We start from the raw sequence: 20,974 nt of genomic DNA on the forward strand, positions 1-20,974 counted from the left end.
GCCCTCCTCCTCCCCGGGCCGCATGTGGGAGCCCGGGTTCTGCTGCTCGATGCCCAGGATCGTGTCCTGCTCATTCACGCGTGCGATCCCGACGTTCCCGCTCATCGCTGGTGGGAACTCCCCGGCGTCGGCGTGGAAACTGGCGAGACGCTCGCCCACGCTGCGTACCGGGAGATCATTGAAGAGTCCGGCATCATCCTGTCCGGACTCAACCGGAAATTGTGGACTCGTGGGCGGTGCTGCGGATCGAGACCTAGCCAGGACGCCACGACCTACCGGAGGATGGCGGGCATCGGAGCGACTACGTCCGAGGCGGAGCTGCAACCACGGTGCCGTGTCCGCACGACCAGCCCGACCCCGAAAATCGCCTAATCCTCGTCACCGACCTGGAGGGGTGCGCCGCGCCCTACCAGAGCACCAATGATCGGCTTTCGCTTCGCCAAGGGCTGTACGACATCCTGCAGCAGGCATTCGACGCCGTGGCCCTGCCCTAGGAGAAGACCCGCACGCTCAGGAACGGTTCTTCATCCAGATCAACCCCTGACGAGAACCTGTAACGACACCATGGTGGTCAGCCGGGGACGAACGCCCCCGGCGGACCACCGCTGGCATGGATGACCGGGAGGAGCCCGTGACGGTGAGCGGCGTCGTCGACGCGGCCTGGGAACGGATCACAACCTGGCTGCAGAGCCATACGCCGGTCACCGCGGCCACCCTCCGGCCTCCGGCACCGGCCGACGACATCCACGCGGTGCAGGACACAGCGGGCCGGCCGTTCCCGGACGATCTGCTGGTGTGGTGGCGGCTGATGGACGGTGTCGACGACGAGGCCGACTACCGCACCGCCTTCACCCTGCCTGGGGTGTACATGCCGCTGTCGGTCGCTCGCGTGCGGGAGGAGTGGGCCAGCCTCAGCGCCTACCCCGACCAGGACTGCTGCCGCCCCGACGGACACCACCGACGTGCCGCAGGCGACGCCACCTTCGGATACTGCACCGCGCTGCTGCCCGTCTGCCGCGCCGTCGATGGCGCCGTCCTCGCCCTCGACCTGCGCCCCGGCCCCGACCACGGCTGTGTGATGGACTGGATGGCGCAAGCAAGCGCCCACCACACCAGCTGGACCAGCATCGGCGGCATGCTCACCGACACCGCCGAACGCCTCGACCGCCACACCACACCCACGACCCCACCGCGGCCAGGCGAGCCGACTGTCCGCGACGACGGAGCACTGACCTGGACGTGAATCTCAGCCGCGGACGCGGGACCCGCTGACCACGGTGGGCCGTGAGGCCCATTCGGGTTCGGCTGTCCTGGGTCAGGCTTCCTCCGCCAGTGAGGCGATGGCGGCCGAGGTCACCGGGCTGGCGAGATAGTTCGTGACCTTGTGGAAGTCGAACAGGCCGATCTGGTCGGTGAGATCTGCGGCGATGCCGGTGAACCGCTCAGGCAGGCCATGCGGGACCGCGACGATGTCGCCGCTGTCGGCGACGTTGATCCATCTCCGCACACCCGGCGGCCGGCTCCCTTGTCCGTTGTCCGGCACAGGATCCAGCCTGTCGAAGATCACGTCGGGAAGACCTAGAGGAGAGCCGAGCGTGACGAGCAGCTCCACGTCGAGGTCCGGCAGTCGCCACAGTGCCTCATAGGCGAGTACGGATCCGAGCGAGTGCCCGATCACCACCTTGGGCCGAGCGTCGGTGAGCAGCCCGGTGACCCGTCCGCGGGCAGCGTCGCGGCGTTCCGGTTCCTCGAAGTAAGTGGATACCTCACGGCAGAACCGGCTCACGAAGATCCGCACCATTCGGGAGTCGAGCCCGAATTTCTGGGCGATCCAGCTCGCGGCTACGCGGGCTGGGGCGGTGAGACGACCTTGCGCGACCTCGGCCGGCGCGCCAAGCTGGCCCGCCCAGGCCAGCAGCAGTTCCCGCTCGGGTTCGGTCAGCGTCTCCAGATCATCCACCGCGCCCTGCGCAGTGCCTCGGTCGAGCCGGTCCGCGTAGTAGGCCACGCGAAGGTCGAGTCCGACGTTCCCACCCAGCCGCCGCCGCATCGCGGCGAGCCACCGTCTACTCACGAGAGCCGCGGCTTGGTCGGCTGTGAGACCCGATTCATGGTTACCGATCCCATGCACACCAACGATCCGGGTCATTCAGTCTCCCTGTGTTCCAGCATCACCACATCGTTGCCGCAGCTGACCACGAGCCGGCCATCGGCTGTACCCGCCACCGCGCCGACCCAGCCCGGAATCAGGATCTCGTCCAGTACCCGGTGTTCTCGCAGGTCGTATCGCGCGACGAAGCCGTGCATCACGTCCTGAGATCCCGGGACTCCGCCCAAGATCAGCGTCTCTCCGACGGAGGCGACGGGAATGCATGCCCAGCTGTCCGGCCAGTGCGTCGGCAGTCGTTCGCGGGTGGCCAGATCGAAAAGAAGCGCGCTGAATCTCGGGGACTCGCCGGAGGCCCACCGCGTCGTGATGGCCAGCACAGCTCGGCCTTGGACGTTAGTCATGGCCAGCCGGATCAGGTCCCAGTCCGATCGGCGCCCGGGCGTCGGTAACGGTACAGGGTCTGTAGCCGGATGGTTGAGATCCCAGACAAGCACTGTCTCCATATCGGCGATCGCGACCAGGGAGCCACAGCAGACGACCGTGCCTGCGTTGTAACCCGGCACGGTGGTCGAGCCGATCACGACCTCGCTCTCCACATCGAGGATGCCCCAGCCTGTGCCGTCTGCGCGCTCGCCGATCACCACGGCGAGGGGCCGTCCACCGACCACAGTGGCCAGGACGACATCCTTCTTTCCCTGCGCCCACGGCGGTGTGCTCACGCGTCCATCTGCGAGGTACCGGATTGCGTGCCCGTCAAGAATCATGGGCACCTCGCCCATCAGTGTGGTCGTGGATCTCCGCCACGCCATGGCCGATCGGATCGGCGGCCCGAACGGTGCACCGTCCGCCAGCCTCCAGGAGCGGACCTCGTAGTCGTCCCAGGTAACGACAAGTGGTTCCGGTGCTTCGTCGAGGATGTCGATCCGTCGGACGGGCTCGTCGTGCGCGCCTGAATGACGTGGCGTGGCCAGGTGCGCGGCCAGATCCCAGATGCGAATTCTCGTGCCGTCCACGGCGACCAGGCGGACGTCGCCGCCATCGGCCACCGTGGTCACGGCAGAGGGGAAAGCCCTTGCGAGCAGGCGCTGACCGACTGGTTTGCGTCGGGCGAGATCCCACAGTTGGATTCCTCCCGTCTCCAGACTGATCGCCGCGATAACCAGCTCACCCCAGTGGACGCAGTGGATGGCGGAGGCGTTTCCGACGCAGGGAACCGGGTCACCGACGCTGTCCCCTGTCACGAGATCAATCACGGCCAGAGTGCTCCCACCTACGATGACCAACACTGTGCGCTTGTCGAGCTCGGTGACGGCGAGGGTGAACTGCAGGTTCCCGTACCTGTCCGGCCGGCGTATCAGCTCGGCCAGCTCGCGGCCCGTGTCCGAGGAGCAGATCCAGATCGACGACGAACCACCCAGTAGCGGCCCCTTTTTGCCGCTGACGATCAGCACATCCCGATCAGAGACGGTGGCACACGCAACCTCGCGGACGTTCAGATACAGTGGCGGCTCCAGCGGTTCGCCGGTGGCGAGGTCCAGGATTTGGGGTTGGTTCGTTCGTTTCCCCACGCGGATCGCGACCGTGCCGCCGGCCCAGGGGGCACAGCTCAACCCGTGGTGTGGGAATCGCTTCGTCGGGTCGCCCCATCTACCCAGCCAACGCAGGGTCCGTAGATCCCACAAATCGACCGCATCGGTGTGACCGGCGCTGACCACGATCTGCCGACCCGCCACCGTGGCACAGGCGATCTCCAGGCCGTAGGTCTCGGTGTCCACCTCGGCGATCTGCTTGTGCTCACGCACGTCCCACAGCCGCAGCTTGCGGTCCGTGCTCGCGGTAACGACCACTGGATGGCCATCCAGCGTCGCACAATCAAGGCCGGTAATGATGCCTGTCTTCCCGACACCACCGATCGTGGCAACTAAGGCAGGGTTGACCTGGCCATCCGTGGCCCAGCGCGGCACCCAGTCCAAGGCGGGCAGCCCGGCAGGGTTGGCCAGCCGGCGAGTCAAGTCGACGTGATGGTGCCTGGCGGCGTCGATGGCGAGGAGCTGGCGACGTTCTGCCGGGCTCACGCGGCGGTGCTGGTCAACCGAGGTGTGGTAGATCGCGGAGGCCCACCATCCAGCTCGGGATTGCGCTCGCGAAAGGTCGGGGCCGAGCCATTCTGGCTCAGCGTGGACGAGGAACTCGGCATCGTCGAGCAGTTCGTCCAGGCGGCCCGCATCGATCGCGTGTTGGCTGGCGTGCCGGAGCATGTAGGGCTCGGCCAGGTGCCATCGTCGACTCCGACCGGCTGGTGTGGACAGTGGCGGCAAGATTCGGTCCAGCAGCGCACCACGATCGGCTTCGGGGTGAAGGTGATCGGCGAGCGCTTGGTGGAAGAGCCGGTAGAGCGTGGTGCCGTCGTCGTCGGCCATGCTGCGCAGGTAGTACCGGCAGCGACGCAAGGTCTCGCGTACCTCGGCCTGGCTCGGCTCCGTGCCGTCGAGCAGGGCGGCGACCGCGCGGGTCGCGACGTCGAGCGGCATCCCTTCGCCTCGCGCGCAGGCGAGCGTGACCATCAACGGCCGTCCGAGCGGTCCGACACGCGCCGGTGCCAGCTCGGCTTCGAACAGGTCGGGCAGCGTGAACGCCAGGTTCTTCACCAGCCAGGCGGTAATCGCATCGGGGTCGCGCGGCAGGCCCGACTTGAGCGCGTAGTGCGTGATCATACCCGCGCGCAGGAACCCGCCCCACGGTCCAGCTTCGGTGGTGACGAGCCGCTCGGCGACGGTGTCCGCGAACAGTTCCCGCAAGGGCCGGAACGCGACCTCACCGAACTCCGGTGAGAGTTCGAGCAGTTCGGTCAGGTAGGCGGCCAGATCACTGCGCAGCTGACCCGGGACCACAGCATCCAGGTCGATCACGAGCCCGCCTCGGTCCGCCGCCGTGCGCAGGTCGCCCAGCTCGGGCCACGGGCGCGTACCCACAAGTACCCGGGCGCGACCGCGCTCGGCCAGCGGCAGCACTAGGTCCCGCAGCACATTCTCCGGATCAATCGCTTCGTCCAGGGCGTCCAGCACAATCACCGGGCTCAGTCCCGGCCGATCGTCGAACTCGGAGCACAGTTTGGCCGGCGGCAGTGCGCCGATCCCGAGCTGTCGCCCGATTGAGGCGGCGATCTCGTCCACGTCGCACTGGCGGCCGTGCACCGCGACCAGGTTTCCGTTCGCGGATGGGCGATGGGCGACATGCCGCCACAGATCCATGGTCGACGACCGCAGAACCGGATGGGCCGCGCAGACAAGCACACCCAGCAGAGCCGACTTACCCGACCCCGGGCCACCCGCGACCATCGCCAGCGGGCTGTGTCCTCGGTCGAGCCAGTCCGACAGCGCGGCCAGTTCCTCGGCGCGACCGCTGAAGCAGCCGGCCCGGATCCGGCCTCGCAGTGGCCCCAGGCCCGAGGCACGATCGCGAAAGTGGTCGGCATCCAGCCGCACATCCACGAACGGCTCCACCCGGACATCCACCGCGGACAGCGCCCGCCGGACCGGGTCGTCGTGGAAGTTCGGATTCGCGAAGAACGGCAGGTCCGGGTATTCACCGCTCACCGGTGTGGCCTGCACCCGCTGGCCGAACCCGGCCGCGCCGAGCCGCTCTACCTCGCGGCCGATCCGTGTGATCACCGTGCCCAGCGGCACGTGTCGCAGGTTCGGGTGCACGTCCAGCTCACCGCGTCGGATCGCTCCCAGCACCTCCACCACTGCCTGGCTGAAGTACCCGTTATAGGCGGGATCGCGGGGTCCGGTCGCCGCGATCACCCAGGCACGGGCGGTCTCGGCGGCGACTTCCAACCGCCAGCCATGCCGGGTCGCCGAGCCCGAATAGCACAGATCCAGCAGGAACAGCGTCGGCGGACGATCCGGGAAATCCTCGACCCACGACAGCCAGTTCTCCACCCTCGTGTCCAGGTCATGGACACCGTCAGCGCCGATCGCGTACAGACCCGATGGCAGTACCTCGCCATGGCTGAGCAGGTGTACCACCAGCACGTCCTCCGGCCCGGCCGACGTGATCATCGATCGCAGCCGCCCGGCGAGCTCAGCGGCCCCCAGAAAATCAGCGTCCACGGTGAGACAGCGATATCCGTGCTCGGCCAATTCGGCACCCAGAGCCGACGATCGCTCGCCCGCGAAGGGCAACGCTGGCCAACGATCCAGCTCGGGCTCGCATTCAGGATCAGGCGGAGGTGAGAATGACTCGACGCCAAGGCAGAGTGCCTGCCGCTGTCCGGTCTCGCTCACCACGCCCCCACTCCCCCGCTCGTATCCGACCACGGTAGCGAATGCCCGCAGCCGGCAGGACCCGCCGAGCACCGCTATCGGGGCGCAGGTGGTGCTATCTCGGCCGGTGGGCATAGGGCGTTCGAGACACCGAAGGAAACCACAGGCGCGGTCGTGTAAGAGACGGCTGAGGAGTTCGGCGGCTCGTGAGTTGCCCTCGCGGCCTCGACCAGCAGGTGGGTGTCGAGACGAGTTTGAGTTCTTCGGCTGGGCTAGAGGAGTGTGCTGTCCTGCGGCGCCGGTCATGCATCACGTACGTGGAGGGCGGCGTTCGACGGGACACGCCCACACAGCCGAGCCCCATCGTCGGGAACTCTCTTGGCCGATCAGAAGTCGGCCAACCCAGCGAGAGACGACGAAGATCACGTGCCCCTCAAGCCACTCGCGAAAGGCCCGGTGGACGCCGAGGCAACTCATCACCACTGCGGGATCGCCCATTCGTGTCGACCTCGATGCGGCTACGTTGACACTCTCCAAGCCGAGGGTTCCTCTCGCTCCGCGAGGTGGACGCCGCACGGATCAGCAGGAGACGAGGTGTCAGGAGTGCGCAGGAGCCGTCGACGACGGGACAAGCTGCGGGCCCGCCTGGGCGCCCCAGGGACGACGACTGCTCCTGAACAGGTGCCGCTGGTGGTCGGACCACTTCGAGCAGTTCCCGATCATGGTGCTGCACAGGGCCTTGCTTGGCCGCGGCTGGGTATGGAACTGGCCAGCGGGGCAATTCCCGCCGCCGGGAATGCGCCCCGAAGACGAGTGGGTCCGCTACATCCCCACGGACTGCGCGTGGCGCTTTCCCGAATCCGTGGAGGGCCCGGGAGAAGAGGACCCGGCGGCACTTCAGTGGATCGCCGAGGCGGGGATCAGCTGGGACGCCCACCACGACAGCGAGGCGGAGATCGGTGTACATCCCGCCTACGTCGACTGCTGCGGCGACCACGAACTCCGGACCTACCGCAGCATGGTGTACCCCCCGACCCGGGACGGTGTCCAGGCGCTGCTGGCCGAGCTCGAGCAGATCGAGCGGCAGGTTCTCCGTCCCGCGGAGTTCGCCGCCTGCCCAGGGACGAGCACCGCGACGCCGCGGACCGATGACATCGACTCTGCAGTACTGGTCGCGCCAGACCTGCTACCCGCGGATGCCGCGGACACGCCCCTGGTGTTCCGGTGCGCGCCCGCAGTGCTGACTCAGCCGCATGTCCTCGGGATGTCGCGTCCTGACTGGGAGCTCGTCTTCGGCCGCATCGATCAAGTGCGACGCAACGCCACCGGCAGAGTTGATGGGCAGTTCGGGCCGCGGCAGAAGATGTCCTCGGCCGACATCGTCCTCGCGGCCGCGCTGTCACGCCGCTTCCAGACGCCGCTCACAGCGATCGCCGAGTTGTACGGTCTTGCATACGAGACAGTGGTGCGGCGAGTTCAGCGAGAGAAACCGTGGCTTGAGGCCGTCCTTCCGGACCGCGCGATTGCCCGCGCTGACGTGACGCTCCGTACGGCCTCCGCAGTCCGGAACCACTGGGGACTCGACCGGCCGGTCGTGCAATCAGTGGTGGCGACCGACGACAGCTTCCCGCCTAGCCACGACCGCCCGTACTCCGAAGTGCCGCCGACAATGCCGGGTCAGGTGCCGTCCGCCTGAGGACACAGACCGCCACGGTGACTATCGCGTGTGCTCCCTCGCCCCTAGGAGTCGAGCAGATCTGCTCATACGCAGCTCATCGGATTGATACCGGGCACCGCTGACGTTGCTCCAGCCCGCCCCTGCTCGATCGAGATCTCGCCAGAACACCACGGTCTGCCGCAGGCTGGCGGACAACTTGGACATCGGGCGACCATACGGCATCGTTCATTCTGACCTTTCGGTTTCGGAATAGACGTATGCTCGTTGCCGAGGAATCCGCCTTCGAGAAGCGCGTCGACATTCCCCGCGGCTGGCGCCGACCCCGCCGCCGCCAATCGGGGCAAGACTCAGCGCCCGGTACCAGCACACCTGCGAGTCGGTGCCGGTACCGGACGCTCGTCAAAGGCCTTGCCAGTGTGTCACTCCGCGATGCGGCGTCCTGCGGTTCGCGCCTTACAGCGTGGTCGGCTCAACGTCGGCTACCGATCGAATGAACGCGATCATGCGCGAGCGCAGACCCTCGCTGCGTTGCTTGATGGCGTCCTCGACCGACGAGTCGATGGGCCTGCGCACCGGCTTGCTGCGAATAATCGCCATGCAATCGAGATCAGTGCATAAGTGCAGACCGCGGGCGCTGAGCCGTTGACGCTTGTCCCGCGACGAGCGCTGAGCGGTGAAGAGCGAAACCTCGTTGAACCGGCGGCTGGACCGGCACAGGTCACACATCATCGCGCGCGACGCGAGAAACGCGTGATTCGGGGCCTGGCGCAGAAGCACGCCGAAAGCCTGATCATCGGTCGCGGTGACGAGATAAGCCCGTTTCGGGGCGCGCAGATCTCGCCATCCGAGGTAGTCGATCTCGTGCCACGACACGTCGTCGAACCAGACCGGTAGCCGAACCTTCTTCTCAGCTGGTTCCAGGTTCACGATCGCACCGCGCACCTCGTCTCGGGTCATGGGGCGCATAGCGTTCTCCTCGCAGATCGCACCAGGGGTGCAGGAGTATTGGTATAGGTCAATGGCCCGAGCTCCTCGGCTTTCGATGACGAAGCCCCTCGGGACGGGAAACGGGTTACCGACGACTGTGCAGCCTCTGCACACGGGCCGTCATCAGTCCGCAACTCGACACGCTGGCACCATTCGTCACGGGCGCGGAGTGGCAGCACTCCAAATGACTTGGAAATGCCCTCACGAACGATTCAGCGGCATGCATTCACACGAACGCGCATAAACGCCGAGAGCTGTGCACGTCAGCCAAGAACTGGCATACGTGGAAAGTCCTTACCAGGACATGTGGCTTTTCGATCCGGCGAGATGAACAGAACCGAACGATAGCCAAATCTCATGTCTCTGTACGGATCACCGCCCCAAGCGACTCACACGATCGTGACGCGACTTGACGGCTGTCCGGGACATAATTCACCACTTTCCACCTGCGTCTCGTACACCACGCCACCCCAACATCGAGCCTTGGTTCGCAATGCCCGACGTAACCACACCAGAGCGACCCGGCTCATACGAGGAGACTTCTGGCAGTGTACCGCAGCAGTCAATATCGGCGTACGACCTCCGTGCTCGTGGAAAATCTTGCGCGGAACCCCCACCTTCGCGGCATGCGGCGTCTCCCATATCGTCTCCACGACGACTCAAAGACGAACTCACCGACGGGCAACGACTGAGTCAAGCTGCGATCGCCACCGCAGCAGACGACTAGAGACGGCGACCTAATAAGGATCGCCCGTCGATCAGGCGAGCGCCATTGGGTCACCGGCCCGAGAGTGCTGCCGACGAGAGAGTTCTAGTCGGGAGCAGCCCTTGTCCCGACGTCCGGACACCGGCCGTAGTTCACTCCGCCCGGCGGTCGTCGCGCGCCTTCTTGGTAAGCGACCTGCTGACGTAGACCAGCCCGCTGGCCAGGACCACGATGTCGTCGAAGTACACCGGGTCGGGCAACAAGTCGAACGGGAACACCGTGTAGGCCAGGGAAACCCAGTAGGCGGCCTTGGTCGGCACCGGCGTGCCCGGCTGATGGACCTGACGATGCTTCCGCACCAGCTTGACCACAAGGAACAACGCGACCAGAACGAGGACGATGGCCACCACCACGGCCACGACGCCGAGTGTCGTCCACAGAGACTCCATTAATCCTCGCTCATCAGGTCACGCCGTGGCGGATGTCGAAAGACGAGCCGTGAGATCGCCGGCGCCGTCGCCGGACAGGCGAGGGAGAGCGGCCAGGCGGCCGGCGCAGACCAGCAGCAGTGCGCTCATCGGGCCGCAGACCTCCGGACCGGCGCCGGTGGACCAGGAGATGTCGGTGGCGGTCAGCCGGAACCCGGCCATCTTGCGCGCCGCCGGCAGCGGCGGCGGCCAGCGCATGGACAGCACTCGGTCCGCGGCGACGGCCGCCGCGTCCGGTGGCATCTCGTGGCGGAGGCCGAGGGGGATGGCGATGTCCTGGCCGTGGATGAGGATGTCGGTGAGCGTTTCCAGGTAGGTGACGCCGAGGGTGTGCCGCCGCGAGCCGGCCGTCGCGCGGATCTCGGCGGTGATCCGGGCGGTCGACAGTTCCGCGGCGCGCCGGCGGGCCGCGTCCTGGATGGTCCGGTCCATGCTGCCGCGCCAGTGGGCCATCGTCGCGATCAGGTCGCGGAGGCCGAGCTGTTGCAGCGTCAGGTGCGCGGCGACGTCGCGAACGGTCCAGCCGGCGCACAGCGACGGGTGCCGCCACTGGTCGTCGGACAGGTCGTCGAGCAGGTCTGCCAGGCTGGTCCGTTGGGCGGCGATGACCCGCCAGATCGCGTCGCGGTCCGGCGCCGGTCGTTTGCCGGTCATGTCGGGACCTCCTCGGAGCGGGGGCGGACGACGCTCGTCACGAGCGCCGCGATCTGCGGGTAGGGGTCGAAAGCCGGGTCCGGGATGGCCAGCTCGTGCAGCACGATCCCGGTCCAGTGGTTGGCGATGATGGGCGCGTGACGCTCGGGATCGGTGGAGCCGGCGGCGCGCAGCCAGTTCATGAACCAGGCGTTGACCCGGGCGCCGGTGGCCAGCAGCTGTGGCCGCAGCGTGGGATGGATGCCGGCCTCGACGAGGATCGCGTACCGGGCCAGGGTCAGCGTCCGGTTCGGGCCGGTCGCCTCACGGGCCAGCCCGGCCATCGCCTGCGCCAGCTCCTCCGGCGTGACCGGGTAGTACGTCGTCGCGAGGGCCTCCCAGATCGCGCGCTCCCGGTCGGACGTGCGTTCCACGACCGCGTTGAGCAAGGCGTCCCGGGTGCGGAAGTGATTGGAGGCCGAGCCGGTGGGCAGCCCGGCAGCGGCGTCGATGGCGCGGTGGGTCAGGCGCGGAGTACGCCGCCGCGATCGGCAAAGCGATCGGCGAACCGGTGCGCTACCAGGCGGTACCCTTCGAACAGATGCGGGAGTCCTCGGTGGAGATGGCCAACATGATGCAGTTCTACGCCGAAAACGAGAAGCGGTTCGTCGGCGACCGCGACCTCGACGCCGTACGTGCGCTCAACCCGGATCTACAGTCTTTCGGCACTTGGCTCGCAGCCAACAAGGAAGCCCTTTCCGGCATCTGACCGGATCTGTCCGCGTCGGTGCTTCGACGTGGCCCGGCCGACTTGGCTGACACATCCTGGCGCCGATGGCGGCCCCGAGATGTGTCAGTGTCGGCGGCCGGCGTCGTCTGATCGCGATTCCAAGACTCTCGACCGTGCGAGTTGCAGCGTGAGGTAGGCGAGATCCGTTCCGATCTGATCGGCTTCCGCGCTGGCTCGGCGCATCGCCCGGATCATCGCCGTGTTCGCTTCCTGGACGATAGCGACGACTGCCGCTGTGTCTTCGGACCGCGCGAGGGTGACCAGCCGGTCGAGCAGGGCCGTTCCGATCCGCCGCCCTTGCCACCGGTCCTCGACGAGGATGCCGACCTCCGCGCATCGGCCGCTTTTCCGCACCGTCGCCACCGCGACCACCGCACCCGTCTGGGTCTCGGCGAGGTAGGTACGACTCCCCTTGTGTCCGAGCAAACGCTCAATGCCCGGCGGCCGGTGCGCCGGCGAGGCGGCGCTGGAGGTCGAGGACGGCCTTTACCCTCGCGAACTCCACCGGGGTGAACGGCAACAACGAACGCGTGATCACCATCAGACCACCGTCGGGATCGACCAGGCGCATCGACGTGCCCTCGACCTTCTCACCGAATTTCGCCTCCCGCCCCCTTCCTTCAGGCGGCTGCCAGGTGATGTCGCACTCGCCCAGCATGGCCTGGAGCAGCTGCGCCAAGCCGGCTTGCGAACCGGCCGATTGGGCCGCGATCGTCAGCACACGGGTGGGCAGGTCGACGAACTCGTGAACGTCCGCAGGTACGACCCGCACCTCCCGGCCACCGCCCAACTCGGTCACCTCCGCGATGTCCGCTGCCGTCGCGCCGGCCGGAGCGCGCACCAAGAACTCGTCGACCGCACCATCCGGCAGCGACAGAACCTGCATCGAGACGATGTCGTACCGGTGTGCCGCCAACGCGGCCGTCACACTCGCCAGACTCCCGGGCACGTCACGCACGGTGGCGCGGATCCGCCACGCCACGCCCGGTTGCGGCGCGTCATCCTTCGGCGCCTCACGAGTCGCTTCCGCTTGCGGCCGGTGTACCCACCATCGCCGCAGGGCGGCAGTGGCTATCAGGAGCAGGCCGAGCCCGAACAACACGACCGGTCCCACGCTGTTGAGCGACACCGTGCTGACGAACAGATGGGCGACACCCGCAGCGATGAAGAGGGCCGCGAGCTCGATCAGCTCCCGGCCCATCGAGGTCTTCGCCCCCTTGGCGGTCTCCGACCGCACCTTCGATTCGCTCATGCAGACGAGCTTCGGCCGTTCCCTTTACCCCCAGCTTGTCCGCCTGTCACGATTCAGTTAACGCGGATCGGCCCCACAGCAGTGGGCGTCTCGAGCAGGCAGGTCGCCGGTAGCCAACCGCGTCCACAGCGGGCGGCGAGCACCCAGCCCCCTCCACACTCCGACCTCACACGAATCTTCCTGAGCAGATCTGAAGGGCGGCGTCGACCACGACTGCCGCGGCTCAGCGGGCCTGCTTGCCCTGAACCGCTTGGCACACAAGCGTTCTGTTCGAGCCGTGATACCGCCTTATGCCACAACACCGTGGCGGTATCGGAGTCCCGCTCAGTCCTGACGGTTCGCTGTCACACGACAAGATCACCAGTCAGCGATATGAAACCGGTTCGAACGATTACTCGTGGGACAGTCTCCAGGGGTTGATAAAGCAACCTTCACCGCCGGGAGAACAAGGCTGAGACAAAGTCAATGTGTGACCGTTGACGATCTTGCCCGGCTCAATACAAAACCGGCGATGCCGGGCCGAGTCGAAACGGCGGCACTTCCGGCTCGACAGTGCGCAACGAACGAAAAGGAGACCATCATGTCACGTAACTTGCCGACCGACGCGCCACAACGAAAGACGAACCGGCCGAGCCGGCGAGCCGGCGGCGGCCGAGCCGTCACGGTCGCCGCAGCCACCGGCGCAATGATTCTCGCAAGCGCAGGCGCCGTCAGCGCCCAGCAAACGCCGGCAGTCCCAGGACCTCCGTCGCACACGGCCGGGTTGGACGTGGTCCCGTGCAACACCTGGGGGCATGTGGGCGTGTGGAACAACCAAGGCGAACACTGCTTCGATGGCTGGGGATCCAGGACCGTGTACCTCGACACGGTGCGCAGGGTATGTTCGGGGAACAAGAATCTCGCCTTCCGGATTTCCTGGCGCGGAGGTGGACCCGCCCTCCATACGATCCCGGTTTGGACGTGCCAGGACTACATCGACGGTGTCGTCACCGAACTCATCACGCACTGACCCTCGGGGAGCGGATCTCGTGGAGTCGCCGCCCTGGCTATTGGTCAGGGCGGCCCGCCGCGTCAGGCCGCTCCGGTCTCCGCGCCATACGAGGCGGGCCGACCTCAATGCGGTGATACCACGTTTTCGGCGTGCTACCGGATTCCCGCACTGACGGGACCTCGAGTCTCACAGACCTACCAGGAATGCTATTCACCTGGCGCGCCGGCAATCCCGCGCAGCTCTGACGACGGCAGGCTGCCGAGTTCGGCATGCAAGGCGATCGCCTTTTCGGCGTGGTGCGCTGCATCAGCAGGTCTCTGAAGGTCGCGGTATACCTGGGCGAGCCCACCGCGTCCACGAGCTTCTTCATGTCGGAATCCGGTGTTTCTGGCGAGCGTGATGGCCTCCAGGTAATTGGAGATCGCCTCCTCCTGATAACCGAGGATTCGAGCCGTGCCCCCCAATCGGTTGAGCACCTCCACTTGGAGGCCGAGGTTGGCTCGTGCGCGCGCTATCACAAGCGCCTGACGATAGTTCTCAAACGCGTCTTGACATCGTCCGAGGCGTTCGTAGACCGTGGCCCGCGCGGACAGCAGCCAGTTGTCCAGCCCCGCTTCGGGAACGTCCCGTACGGCGTTCCCAGCCTGGTCAAGCGCTTCGAGCGCGGCTTCATAGTCACCGTTTTCCTCATGGTAGTAGGCAAGGTTAAGCAAGGCTGTGCCTTCTTCGGAGGGATGACCGGAACGCCGAGCCATATCCAGCGCATTCTCGATGTGGTGTAATTGCTCGTCGCTCCGACGGAGCTTGTCGGAAATCACTGCCAGCAGCATCGAGGCCGAGGTGCCCAGGACGAGGTCATCAGTCCTCGACGCGAAGTCGAGCACGCTCTGGCCGAGAGACTGGGCATGGGAATAGTCACCCAGGCGCACAAGTGCGTATGCGCGGTTCCACATGGTTCGATGGTAAGCACCCGGATCGTGTTCACGAACGGCTTCCATGGCGGCGGAATGTAGTTCGAGAGCGTCGTGGTAGCGGCCCGAGTAGTCGAGATAGCGCATCAACGTACTCGACAGGTGGGCAGCGTGGTCTGGCATCCCACTTCTCGCTGTGTAAAGGCCGGCGGCGAGCAAGGTGGCGCATTCCCTGTCCAGCCATGCCCTGGCTGCGTCCTGATCCGGTAGCGCGGGGGCCGACTCGATCGGCTCAGGGACCGGAGGCCGACGATATGGCTCCACCGGGTCGAGAAGGTCTGCCGCGATCGCGGCCGCGTAGCGATAATGGTCCATCAGGCGCAGCAGTCCCTCCTGACGCTGGAGGTGGCTGGTCAGGCCTGAGGCGAGTTCAGTCGCGTACAGACGAACCAAGTCGTGCATGCGATAACGCCGTGGAGCGTGCTGCCGCACCACGTTCGCGGCCTCCAGCGCTCGCAGGTCTGATGCGGCCGAAACGACCGATCGATTGATGAGGGTTGCCACGGCGTCCGCGGTGAAGTCAGGTACGGGCGCGACCCCGAGCAGCGCGAACGTCCGTGCAGGGCCCCGGTCGAGTGCCCGGTAGGACGTGGCGAAAACCGCGCGCAGGCTGGCAGGAAGCTCGCCGAGGTCGAGAGCGTCCAAACGTCCGGCCTCGTCTCGGAGGTCGTGCGCGAGGGTTTCGAGCGGGAATTCGGGGTGCGCTGCCGCTCGGGCCGCCATGACGCTTAGCGCCAATGGTAGTCCCGCGCATCGGCTGACCAGTTCGTCTGCGGCCTCTGATTCACGGCGCACGCGGTCATCGCCGATATGTCGTGTCAGCATCGTTCTCGCCGCGGCCGGAGGAAGGACATCCAGGATCAGCGTGTTGGCACCGTAGCCGGCTGTCAGGCCGCCGAGCCGATTCCGGCTCGTGATGAGCACAGCGACGCTGTCGGTTCCTGGCAGCAGCGGTATGACCTGGGCTGAGTCGCGTACGTCGTCAAGCAGCATCAGCACGCGCTTGTCAGCGAGTTGACTGCGATACAGGGCTGCGAGCGCGTCGAGGTCGCTGGGGATCGCTGATGCCGCCACGCCGAGGTCTCTGAGCACCCGTCGCAAGCAGGCCTGCGGTTCCAGCGGTTCACCAGCAGGGTCAAAGCCGCGCAGGTTCAGATAGAGTTGCCCGTCGGGGAACTCATCTGCGTGCTCGTGTGCCCAAAGTAGCGACAACGCGGTTTTGCCGATGCCTCCGACGCCGGTCACGATCGTGATCGGGGGCCCGTCTCCCCTGCCGGTGGCCGGTGAGAGAACCTTGGTCAGAACGGCGAGGTCCTGTTCTCTCCCGGTCAAGACGAGGCGGCGTGCCGGGAGCTGTCGCGGAACTATCGAGTGTGCCGATCCCGGATCTTTCTCTGGCGCGTTCAGCGTGGGGTCGAGGTTCAATATGCGCCTGTGCAGATCTTGGAGAGCCACGCCGGGGTCAGCGCCGAGTTCTTCCGCAAGCCGCAGGCGTAGCGTCTCGTACCGCGCGAGCGCGTCAGCCTGCCGCCCAGTTCTGTAGAGGGCGAGCATGATCAGTTCGGCAAGGCCCTCATGCAACGGATACTGCCCGGTCAACCTGCTGAGTTCGGGCAGAACGTCGGCATGTTCACCGTGACGCAGACGCCAGGAGATCAACAGCCGGTAGGCGGCAAGCACGCGTTCTTCGCACGGCCACACGAACTCCCGCAGCGCTGCTTCACCATCGACGTCGCCGAACGCCCGGCCACGTCGGAGCGAAAGTGCCTGATCGAGCATCGCCACGACGTCGTGTCCGGCACCTCGACGATCGGCCTCTCGAGCTTTCGTGAACAAGTCGTCGAACTCCGCCAAGTCCAATTCGATCGCGTCGGCGACGAATTGGTATCCGCCGATGTCGGTGCGAATCCGTTCGTCTCCGAGGATGTCCCGCAATCGCCGAACGTAGGTCTGGATGGCCGCCTTCGGGTTCGCGGGTTCACCGTCGTCCCACAGCCAGCGTGCCAGCGTGGCTGTCGGCACCGTCTCATCCGCCCGCGAAATCAGCCCACAGAGCAACGTCCGTAGCTTTCCAGCGGGCACGGGCACCTCATGCCGGCCCTCCCAGACCCGCAGGACCCCCAGCACCGCAAATTCCGCCACGCCCGGACACGTTACCGAAGTCGGCCACCCGCAGTGGCCGATTCAGACGATGCTCGCTACCTTCAGGCGCAGAAGCGTTGCGATGAGACCATCGAAAATGCCCGCTGGTACGAGCACGTGTCGCCCGATCCGGTGCAGCAGTAACTCACAATCGTGAAAGCTTAGCCGCTCCTGGCATTGTCGACGACCGGTGTGCGCCCGATTTCACCCAGACCGCGGTCGGCTTGACGAGGGCCAGCACCAGTGTGGCGATAGCGGGCAGCAGGGCGAGCAGGAATGTGAGGTAGTACCCGCCGAGTTCGACCCCCACGTGCAGATGCAGGCCAGCCGTGGCGGACAACAGTGGAGCCAGCACAAGATATCCGGCCGCCGTCCCGCTGCCGATGATCACCAACACGCGCCCGGCTGGTTTGCGGGCGAACAGCAGGATGCCGCCGATCAAGAGCAGCACGGCCAGCACGGCGTACAGCACCAGCAGCGCCACCTCCTCCGCCGCGATGGGCGCGGACGCGACGAGGAGTACCGTGGTGACAACCGCGCCGGCCAGGTACCAGAGAGCGTTGACGACCGTGAGCACGCCCGCGACGATGGCGGTGGCTGGGCTCGGCGGGGCCGGATACCCGAGCGGATGACCTCCCTGATGCGGGTACCACTGATACGGCGGCCGGTGCCCCATGTGTTCTCCCCCGTGACGTGTTTTCCTGACTTCGCGGGCACTGTAGCGACGCCCCGCTGACAGATTGCTTTCAGTTCGCGCACATCCGGACGGGATCGTCGCCACATTGCGACGGTCACGACGGCGTGACTAGATTGACGGCCCGGTCGGCGTCGGGGAGGGATTGTGGAAAGGCTCGCTGCGGGCGACCCCGTTGCCGTCGGCCAGTACAGGCTGGTCGGCTCGCTGGGCGAGGGCGGCATGGGGCGGGTGTGGCTCGGTGTCGCTCCGGACGGACGGCTGGCGGCGGTCAAGCTGGTCCACCCGCACCTTGCGCGCGATCCGGGCTTCCGGTCCCGGTTCCGCCGCGAGGTCGAGGTGTCTCGGGCGGTGTCGGGCGCCTACACCGCTGCCGTACTGGACGCGGACACCGATGCCGCCGCGCCCTGGCTGGCTTCGGTGTACGTGCCGGGCCTGTCGTTGCGGCAGGCGGTCGACCTGGCGGGACCGCTGCCGGTGCATACGCTGCGCGTGCTCACCGCCGGTCTGGCCTCCGCACTTGCCGACATCCATCGGGCCGGGCTGATCCACCGCGACCTCAAGCCGTCCAACGTTCTCCTGGCCGAGGACGGGCCCAGGGTCATCGACTTCGGCATCGCCCGCGCGATCGAGGGCAATCACGAACTGACCTCGACGGGCTCGATCATCGGCTCGCCGGGTTTCATGTCGCCCGAGCAGGCTCTGGGTGCCGGCCTCACGCCGGCCAGCGACGTGTTCTCCCTGGGCGCGATGCTGGTGATGGCCGCCGTCGGCCACGGGCCGTTCGCTGGGAACTCGACACCGCAGATCCTTTACAACGTCGTGCACGCCACGCCCCGGCTCGACGGCGTCCCGATGCCGTTGCGTGCCCTGCTGGGCGCCTGCCTCGACAAAACGCCGTCACGTCGGCCGGAGCCGCGGCAGATCCTGGACGCGGTCGCGGGTGCGTCCACCGCGCTCGGCTGGCTACCGCCACCGGTCGCGATGGCCGCTGACCAGCACCGCGCGCAGGCGCGCGCGTTGGTCACCGGAACTCCGGCTCCGAAGAAACGAATGCGCGCCACGAGATGGGTTCTCGCGGCCCTGCTCACGGTGCTGGTAGTGGCCGGTGGTGTGTTCACCGCCATCCAGCTCGGGTCACCGGGTGAGCTTCCCGCCGCCTCCTACGACCGGATGCCCGGCTGGTGCCGCAACTTCACCCCGGACGCGCTGCGCACCGTGTCGGTGGCGCATCCGTATCCCGAGGCCACCGGCGAACACGGCTCCACGGTCAGCTGCGAGTGGATCGGCGAGCCCAACGTGAACCACTTCTATGTCTCCCGTTCCGCCGTGGACGACGCGCCCGGCGAGTTCGAGCGCCGAGCGTCCAACGAAGGCTTTTACCAGGCCTCAGGCAGCACCGTCGGCACTGGCTGCCGGTGGAAGCACAGCGGCCGGGCCGGCGAACTGACCGTGGAACTGCTCGCCCACGACGCCCATGCGCTGGTCAACATCAAGTTCGCCAGCGACCGCCTCGACATGGGCAACGAGGCCGACATCGAAAAAGCACGCCAGCTCCTGCTCCCTCTCGCGAACACCGCGTTGACCAGCGGCAGTTGACTGTCAGCCGAATGAAAGCGCTCTGTGAGCGGTCCTCGGTTAGCGTCGCGGCGTTGACAGTCCGTGAGTTTCAGGGGGAGCACGAACGTGACACCATCGACGGCCAAGCCGGCCACCGGAAAAGGACCGGTCGGCGGCGGAAAGCAGTTCGGTACCGACCTGCACCGGCTCTACCGCGCGGGGCGAGTGCACCTGCCCGACTTCGCCATCAAGTACGCCGCCGGCACCGCACTGATCCATCAGGCGGGCCAGGGCTTGTCGGCTCTGCGCGAAACCTGCCCGAACCTGCTGGCCCTCACCTACCTGAGGCAGCTTCAGGAGGAACTGCAGGAAGGGATGCGCGTCACCGCGATCAGCGTGCACGACGCCGGCGAAGCCCTGGTGAAAGCCGCCGAAGCCTACGCCAAGTCCGACGACGACGCGCAGGCCGAGTTCAAGAAGCTGATGGCCGATCCGGCCCACCGGGCGGTGCTCGACCGCGGTCCCGCGCCGGGACGCCAGTGGCAGGCCCCGCCGACGGCCCGGTGAGGACGGAAATGTTCGGCGTAACCAGCCACGAGGCTTTTGTTGATTCCCTCGATCGACTTTCCGATTTGCTCCACGATGTCCTGGTGATGGACGGTGCCGCCGAGGTGGTCAAGGAGCCGCCGTTCAACAAGGACGTCCTGGTCAAGAATTTCGCGCCGCAGAGCCGCAGCGGCTGCCAGTATCTGGTCAGGGCTCCGGGGCTGATGACGACCCGGATCGACGGAACCGATGCGCGCAAGGAGTTCGAAGAGGCCCTTTCGTGGGTCAGTGCCGTCGCGGACGGCAAAGCGGCCGCCGTGGTCCAGGAAGTCAAGGACACCCTGGAACCGATCATGCTGCTGGACTCCGCCCACGTCCAAGAGACCCATCGCCTGCTCACGGAGGCATGGGAGATATCCCGGTATCCACCGGAGGACTTCGCTGACCTGAAAACCCACGACGACGCCTGGAACGGCGACGCGGCCGACGAGTTCTTCGGCAACTTCTACCAGCCGCTCCACGGCGTCCGGCAGAACCACGCCAAGGTCGTCCACGAACTCGCGAAACTGCTGGGCGCCACCAACATCGCCATCGACCGGATCCAGCAGGACATCTTGTCCTGGCTCGACGGCGAGGAGGTGACGCTGAAAGCCATCCTGGCCACGACGGTCGCCAAGCCGAAGGGCACCCCCTCGTACAAGGTGTGGAAGCGCATCGGCGCGATCACCTCCGTGGTCGGACCAGTCCTGGCAAGTCCCACGAATGTGGGTGCGGGCCTGTTCCAGGCCGTGGCCGCCCTTCCGTCCGCCATCGGCGAGCTGACCGAGCCGGAAGTCGTGACAGGCCAGGCAAGTCCGGCGCCCGACACGATCGTCAACTACATCCCGGAGCAAGCCGCCGAACTGCGACGGGACTTCTTCGAAGCAGGCGAGGCGATCACAGCCGAGGCGACGAAGATCCTGTCGGAGATCCATGGCCACCAGGAGTACGGCGACTTCGCCGTCCGGCGGCCGAGCATGGCAGACGGCGTCGACGGGCGCGGATTCCATCACAGGTCGGTCGCCGGGTCCTACGACTGATCCAGTGACCTCGGAAGTCCGAATCCGCTGCGGGCGCACCGCCACGGCCGCAGGTCGTCGCGGCTTCCGCGCGGTTGGT

Annotated in this window: 18 protein-coding genes; 8 read left to right on the top strand and 10 right to left on the bottom strand. The window is 66.7% G+C overall.

Annotation, left to right across the window (positions count from 1 at the left end; translation table 11 throughout):
• The first annotated feature begins 24 nt into the window (after positions 1–24).
• Complete coding sequence (locus tag MJQ72_RS26685) at positions 25–372, top strand: NUDIX domain-containing protein (protein ID WP_240601427.1); 348 nt, start codon at positions 25–27, stop codon at positions 370–372.
• Positions 373–610: 238 nt separating this feature from the next.
• Positions 611–1,243 carry an SMI1/KNR4 family protein gene (locus tag MJQ72_RS26690; RefSeq protein WP_240593755.1) on the top strand — a complete coding sequence of 211 codons (633 nt, stop codon included), beginning with the start codon at positions 611–613 and terminating at the stop codon, positions 1,241–1,243.
• 72 nt (positions 1,244–1,315) lie between these two features.
• On the opposite strand, the gene MJQ72_RS26695 is transcribed toward MJQ72_RS26690, so the two are convergent.
• Positions 1,316–2,149 (bottom strand): GPI inositol-deacylase, encoded by an 834-nt coding sequence (locus MJQ72_RS26695; RefSeq protein WP_240593756.1) that lies wholly within the window; start codon positions 2,147–2,149, stop codon positions 1,316–1,318.
• On the bottom strand, positions 2,146–6,402 hold the full coding sequence (locus MJQ72_RS26700; RefSeq protein WP_240593757.1) for an NACHT and WD repeat domain-containing protein: 4,257 nt from the start codon (positions 6,400–6,402) through the stop codon (positions 2,146–2,148). The genes MJQ72_RS26695 and MJQ72_RS26700 overlap by 4 nt, the downstream gene beginning before the upstream one ends.
• 772 nt (positions 6,403–7,174) lie before the next feature.
• Here MJQ72_RS26700 and MJQ72_RS26705 point away from each other — a divergent pair.
• Complete coding sequence (locus MJQ72_RS26705; RefSeq protein ID WP_240593758.1) at positions 7,175–8,074, top strand: hypothetical protein; 900 nt, start codon at positions 7,175–7,177, stop codon at positions 8,072–8,074.
• Between the two features lie 435 nt (positions 8,075–8,509).
• On the opposite strand, the gene MJQ72_RS26710 is transcribed toward MJQ72_RS26705, so the two are convergent.
• From MJQ72_RS26710 to MJQ72_RS26725, 4 genes are all read right to left on the bottom strand, one after another.
• Positions 8,510–9,022 (bottom strand): FBP domain-containing protein, encoded by a 513-nt coding sequence (locus MJQ72_RS26710; RefSeq protein ID WP_240593759.1) that lies wholly within the window; start codon positions 9,020–9,022, stop codon positions 8,510–8,512.
• Between the two features lie 879 nt (positions 9,023–9,901).
• On the bottom strand, positions 9,902–10,198 hold the full coding sequence (locus tag MJQ72_RS26715) for a YkvA family protein (RefSeq protein WP_240593760.1): 297 nt from the start codon (positions 10,196–10,198) through the stop codon (positions 9,902–9,904).
• A gap of 18 nt (positions 10,199–10,216) precedes the next feature.
• Complete coding sequence (locus MJQ72_RS26720; protein WP_240593761.1) at positions 10,217–10,891, bottom strand: maleylpyruvate isomerase family mycothiol-dependent enzyme; 675 nt, start codon at positions 10,889–10,891, stop codon at positions 10,217–10,219.
• The gene (locus tag MJQ72_RS26725; RefSeq protein WP_240593762.1) at positions 10,888–11,319 is read right to left on the bottom strand and encodes a hypothetical protein; all 432 of its coding nucleotides are present in this window, start codon (positions 11,317–11,319) and stop codon (positions 10,888–10,890) included. The genes MJQ72_RS26720 and MJQ72_RS26725 overlap by 4 nt, the downstream gene beginning before the upstream one ends.
• Positions 11,320–11,471: 152 nt before the next feature.
• Between MJQ72_RS26725 and MJQ72_RS26730 the strand changes: the two genes are divergently transcribed.
• Positions 11,472–11,639: a hypothetical protein gene (locus MJQ72_RS26730; protein ID WP_240593763.1), complete on the top strand. Its 168-nt coding sequence runs from the start codon at positions 11,472–11,474 to the stop codon at positions 11,637–11,639.
• Between the two features lie 84 nt (positions 11,640–11,723).
• Here MJQ72_RS26730 and MJQ72_RS26735 read toward each other — a convergent pair whose 3' ends face one another.
• Both MJQ72_RS26735 and MJQ72_RS26740 read right to left on the bottom strand, forming a co-directional pair.
• Positions 11,724–12,086, bottom strand: coding sequence for a GNAT family N-acetyltransferase (locus MJQ72_RS26735; RefSeq protein WP_396426878.1), 363 nt, complete (start codon positions 12,084–12,086; stop codon positions 11,724–11,726).
• Positions 12,087–12,090: 4 nt separating this feature from the next.
• Positions 12,091–12,861, bottom strand: coding sequence for an ACT domain-containing protein (locus tag MJQ72_RS26740; protein WP_240593765.1), 771 nt, complete (start codon positions 12,859–12,861; stop codon positions 12,091–12,093).
• A 520-nt stretch (positions 12,862–13,381) separates the two neighbouring features.
• Between MJQ72_RS26740 and MJQ72_RS26745 the strand changes: the two genes are divergently transcribed.
• Entirely contained in the window at positions 13,382–13,921 is a 540-nt protein-coding gene (locus MJQ72_RS26745) for a hypothetical protein (protein WP_240593766.1), read from the top strand.
• 188 nt (positions 13,922–14,109) lie between these two features.
• On the opposite strand, the gene MJQ72_RS26750 is transcribed toward MJQ72_RS26745, so the two are convergent.
• Both MJQ72_RS26750 and MJQ72_RS26755 read right to left on the bottom strand, forming a co-directional pair.
• The gene (locus MJQ72_RS26750; RefSeq protein ID WP_240593767.1) at positions 14,110–17,016 is read right to left on the bottom strand and encodes a BTAD domain-containing putative transcriptional regulator; all 2,907 of its coding nucleotides are present in this window, start codon (positions 17,014–17,016) and stop codon (positions 14,110–14,112) included.
• A gap of 145 nt (positions 17,017–17,161) precedes the next feature.
• On the bottom strand, positions 17,162–17,593 hold the full coding sequence (locus tag MJQ72_RS26755; RefSeq protein ID WP_240593768.1) for a hypothetical protein: 432 nt from the start codon (positions 17,591–17,593) through the stop codon (positions 17,162–17,164).
• A gap of 264 nt (positions 17,594–17,857) precedes the next feature.
• Between MJQ72_RS26755 and MJQ72_RS44920 the strand changes: the two genes are divergently transcribed.
• The 3 genes from MJQ72_RS44920 (at position 17,858) to MJQ72_RS26770 (ending at position 20,895) form a co-directional block, all read left to right on the top strand.
• Complete coding sequence (locus MJQ72_RS44920) at positions 17,858–19,309, top strand: serine/threonine-protein kinase (RefSeq protein WP_315860754.1); 1,452 nt, start codon at positions 17,858–17,860, stop codon at positions 19,307–19,309.
• 87 nt (positions 19,310–19,396) lie between these two features.
• Positions 19,397–19,837, top strand: a complete 441-nt coding sequence (locus MJQ72_RS26765; protein WP_240593769.1) for a hypothetical protein — start codon at positions 19,397–19,399, stop codon at positions 19,835–19,837.
• 65 nt (positions 19,838–19,902) lie between these two features.
• Entirely contained in the window at positions 19,903–20,895 is a 993-nt protein-coding gene (locus MJQ72_RS26770; RefSeq protein ID WP_240593770.1) for a hypothetical protein, read from the top strand.
• Positions 20,896–20,974 lie beyond the last annotated feature (79 nt).

The sequence above is a fragment of the Amycolatopsis sp. EV170708-02-1 genome, assembly GCF_022479115.1.
Classification (GTDB): domain Bacteria; phylum Actinomycetota; class Actinomycetes; order Mycobacteriales; family Pseudonocardiaceae; genus Amycolatopsis.

Excerpts from the sequence above, each read along its gene's own strand:
- MJQ72_RS26705 (WP_240593758.1), top strand. The coding sequence starts at position 7,175 with ATGCGCCCCGAAGACGAGTGGGTCCGCTACATCCCCACGGACTGCGCG.
- MJQ72_RS26720 (WP_240593761.1), bottom strand. The coding sequence starts at position 10,891 with ATGACCGGCAAACGACCGGCGCCGGACCGCGACGCGATCTGGCGGGTC.
- MJQ72_RS26715 (WP_240593760.1), bottom strand. The coding sequence starts at position 10,198 with ATGGAGTCTCTGTGGACGACACTCGGCGTCGTGGCCGTGGTGGTGGCC.
- MJQ72_RS26710 (WP_240593759.1), bottom strand. The coding sequence starts at position 9,022 with ATGCGCCCCATGACCCGAGACGAGGTGCGCGGTGCGATCGTGAACCTG.
- MJQ72_RS26740 (WP_240593765.1), bottom strand. The coding sequence starts at position 12,861 with ATGGGCCGGGAGCTGATCGAGCTCGCGGCCCTCTTCATCGCTGCGGGT.
- MJQ72_RS26730 (WP_240593763.1), top strand. The coding sequence starts at position 11,472 with ATGCGGGAGTCCTCGGTGGAGATGGCCAACATGATGCAGTTCTACGCC.
- MJQ72_RS26690 (WP_240593755.1), top strand. The coding sequence starts at position 611 with ATGGATGACCGGGAGGAGCCCGTGACGGTGAGCGGCGTCGTCGACGCG.
- MJQ72_RS26695 (WP_240593756.1), bottom strand. The coding sequence starts at position 2,149 with ATGACCCGGATCGTTGGTGTGCATGGGATCGGTAACCATGAATCGGGT.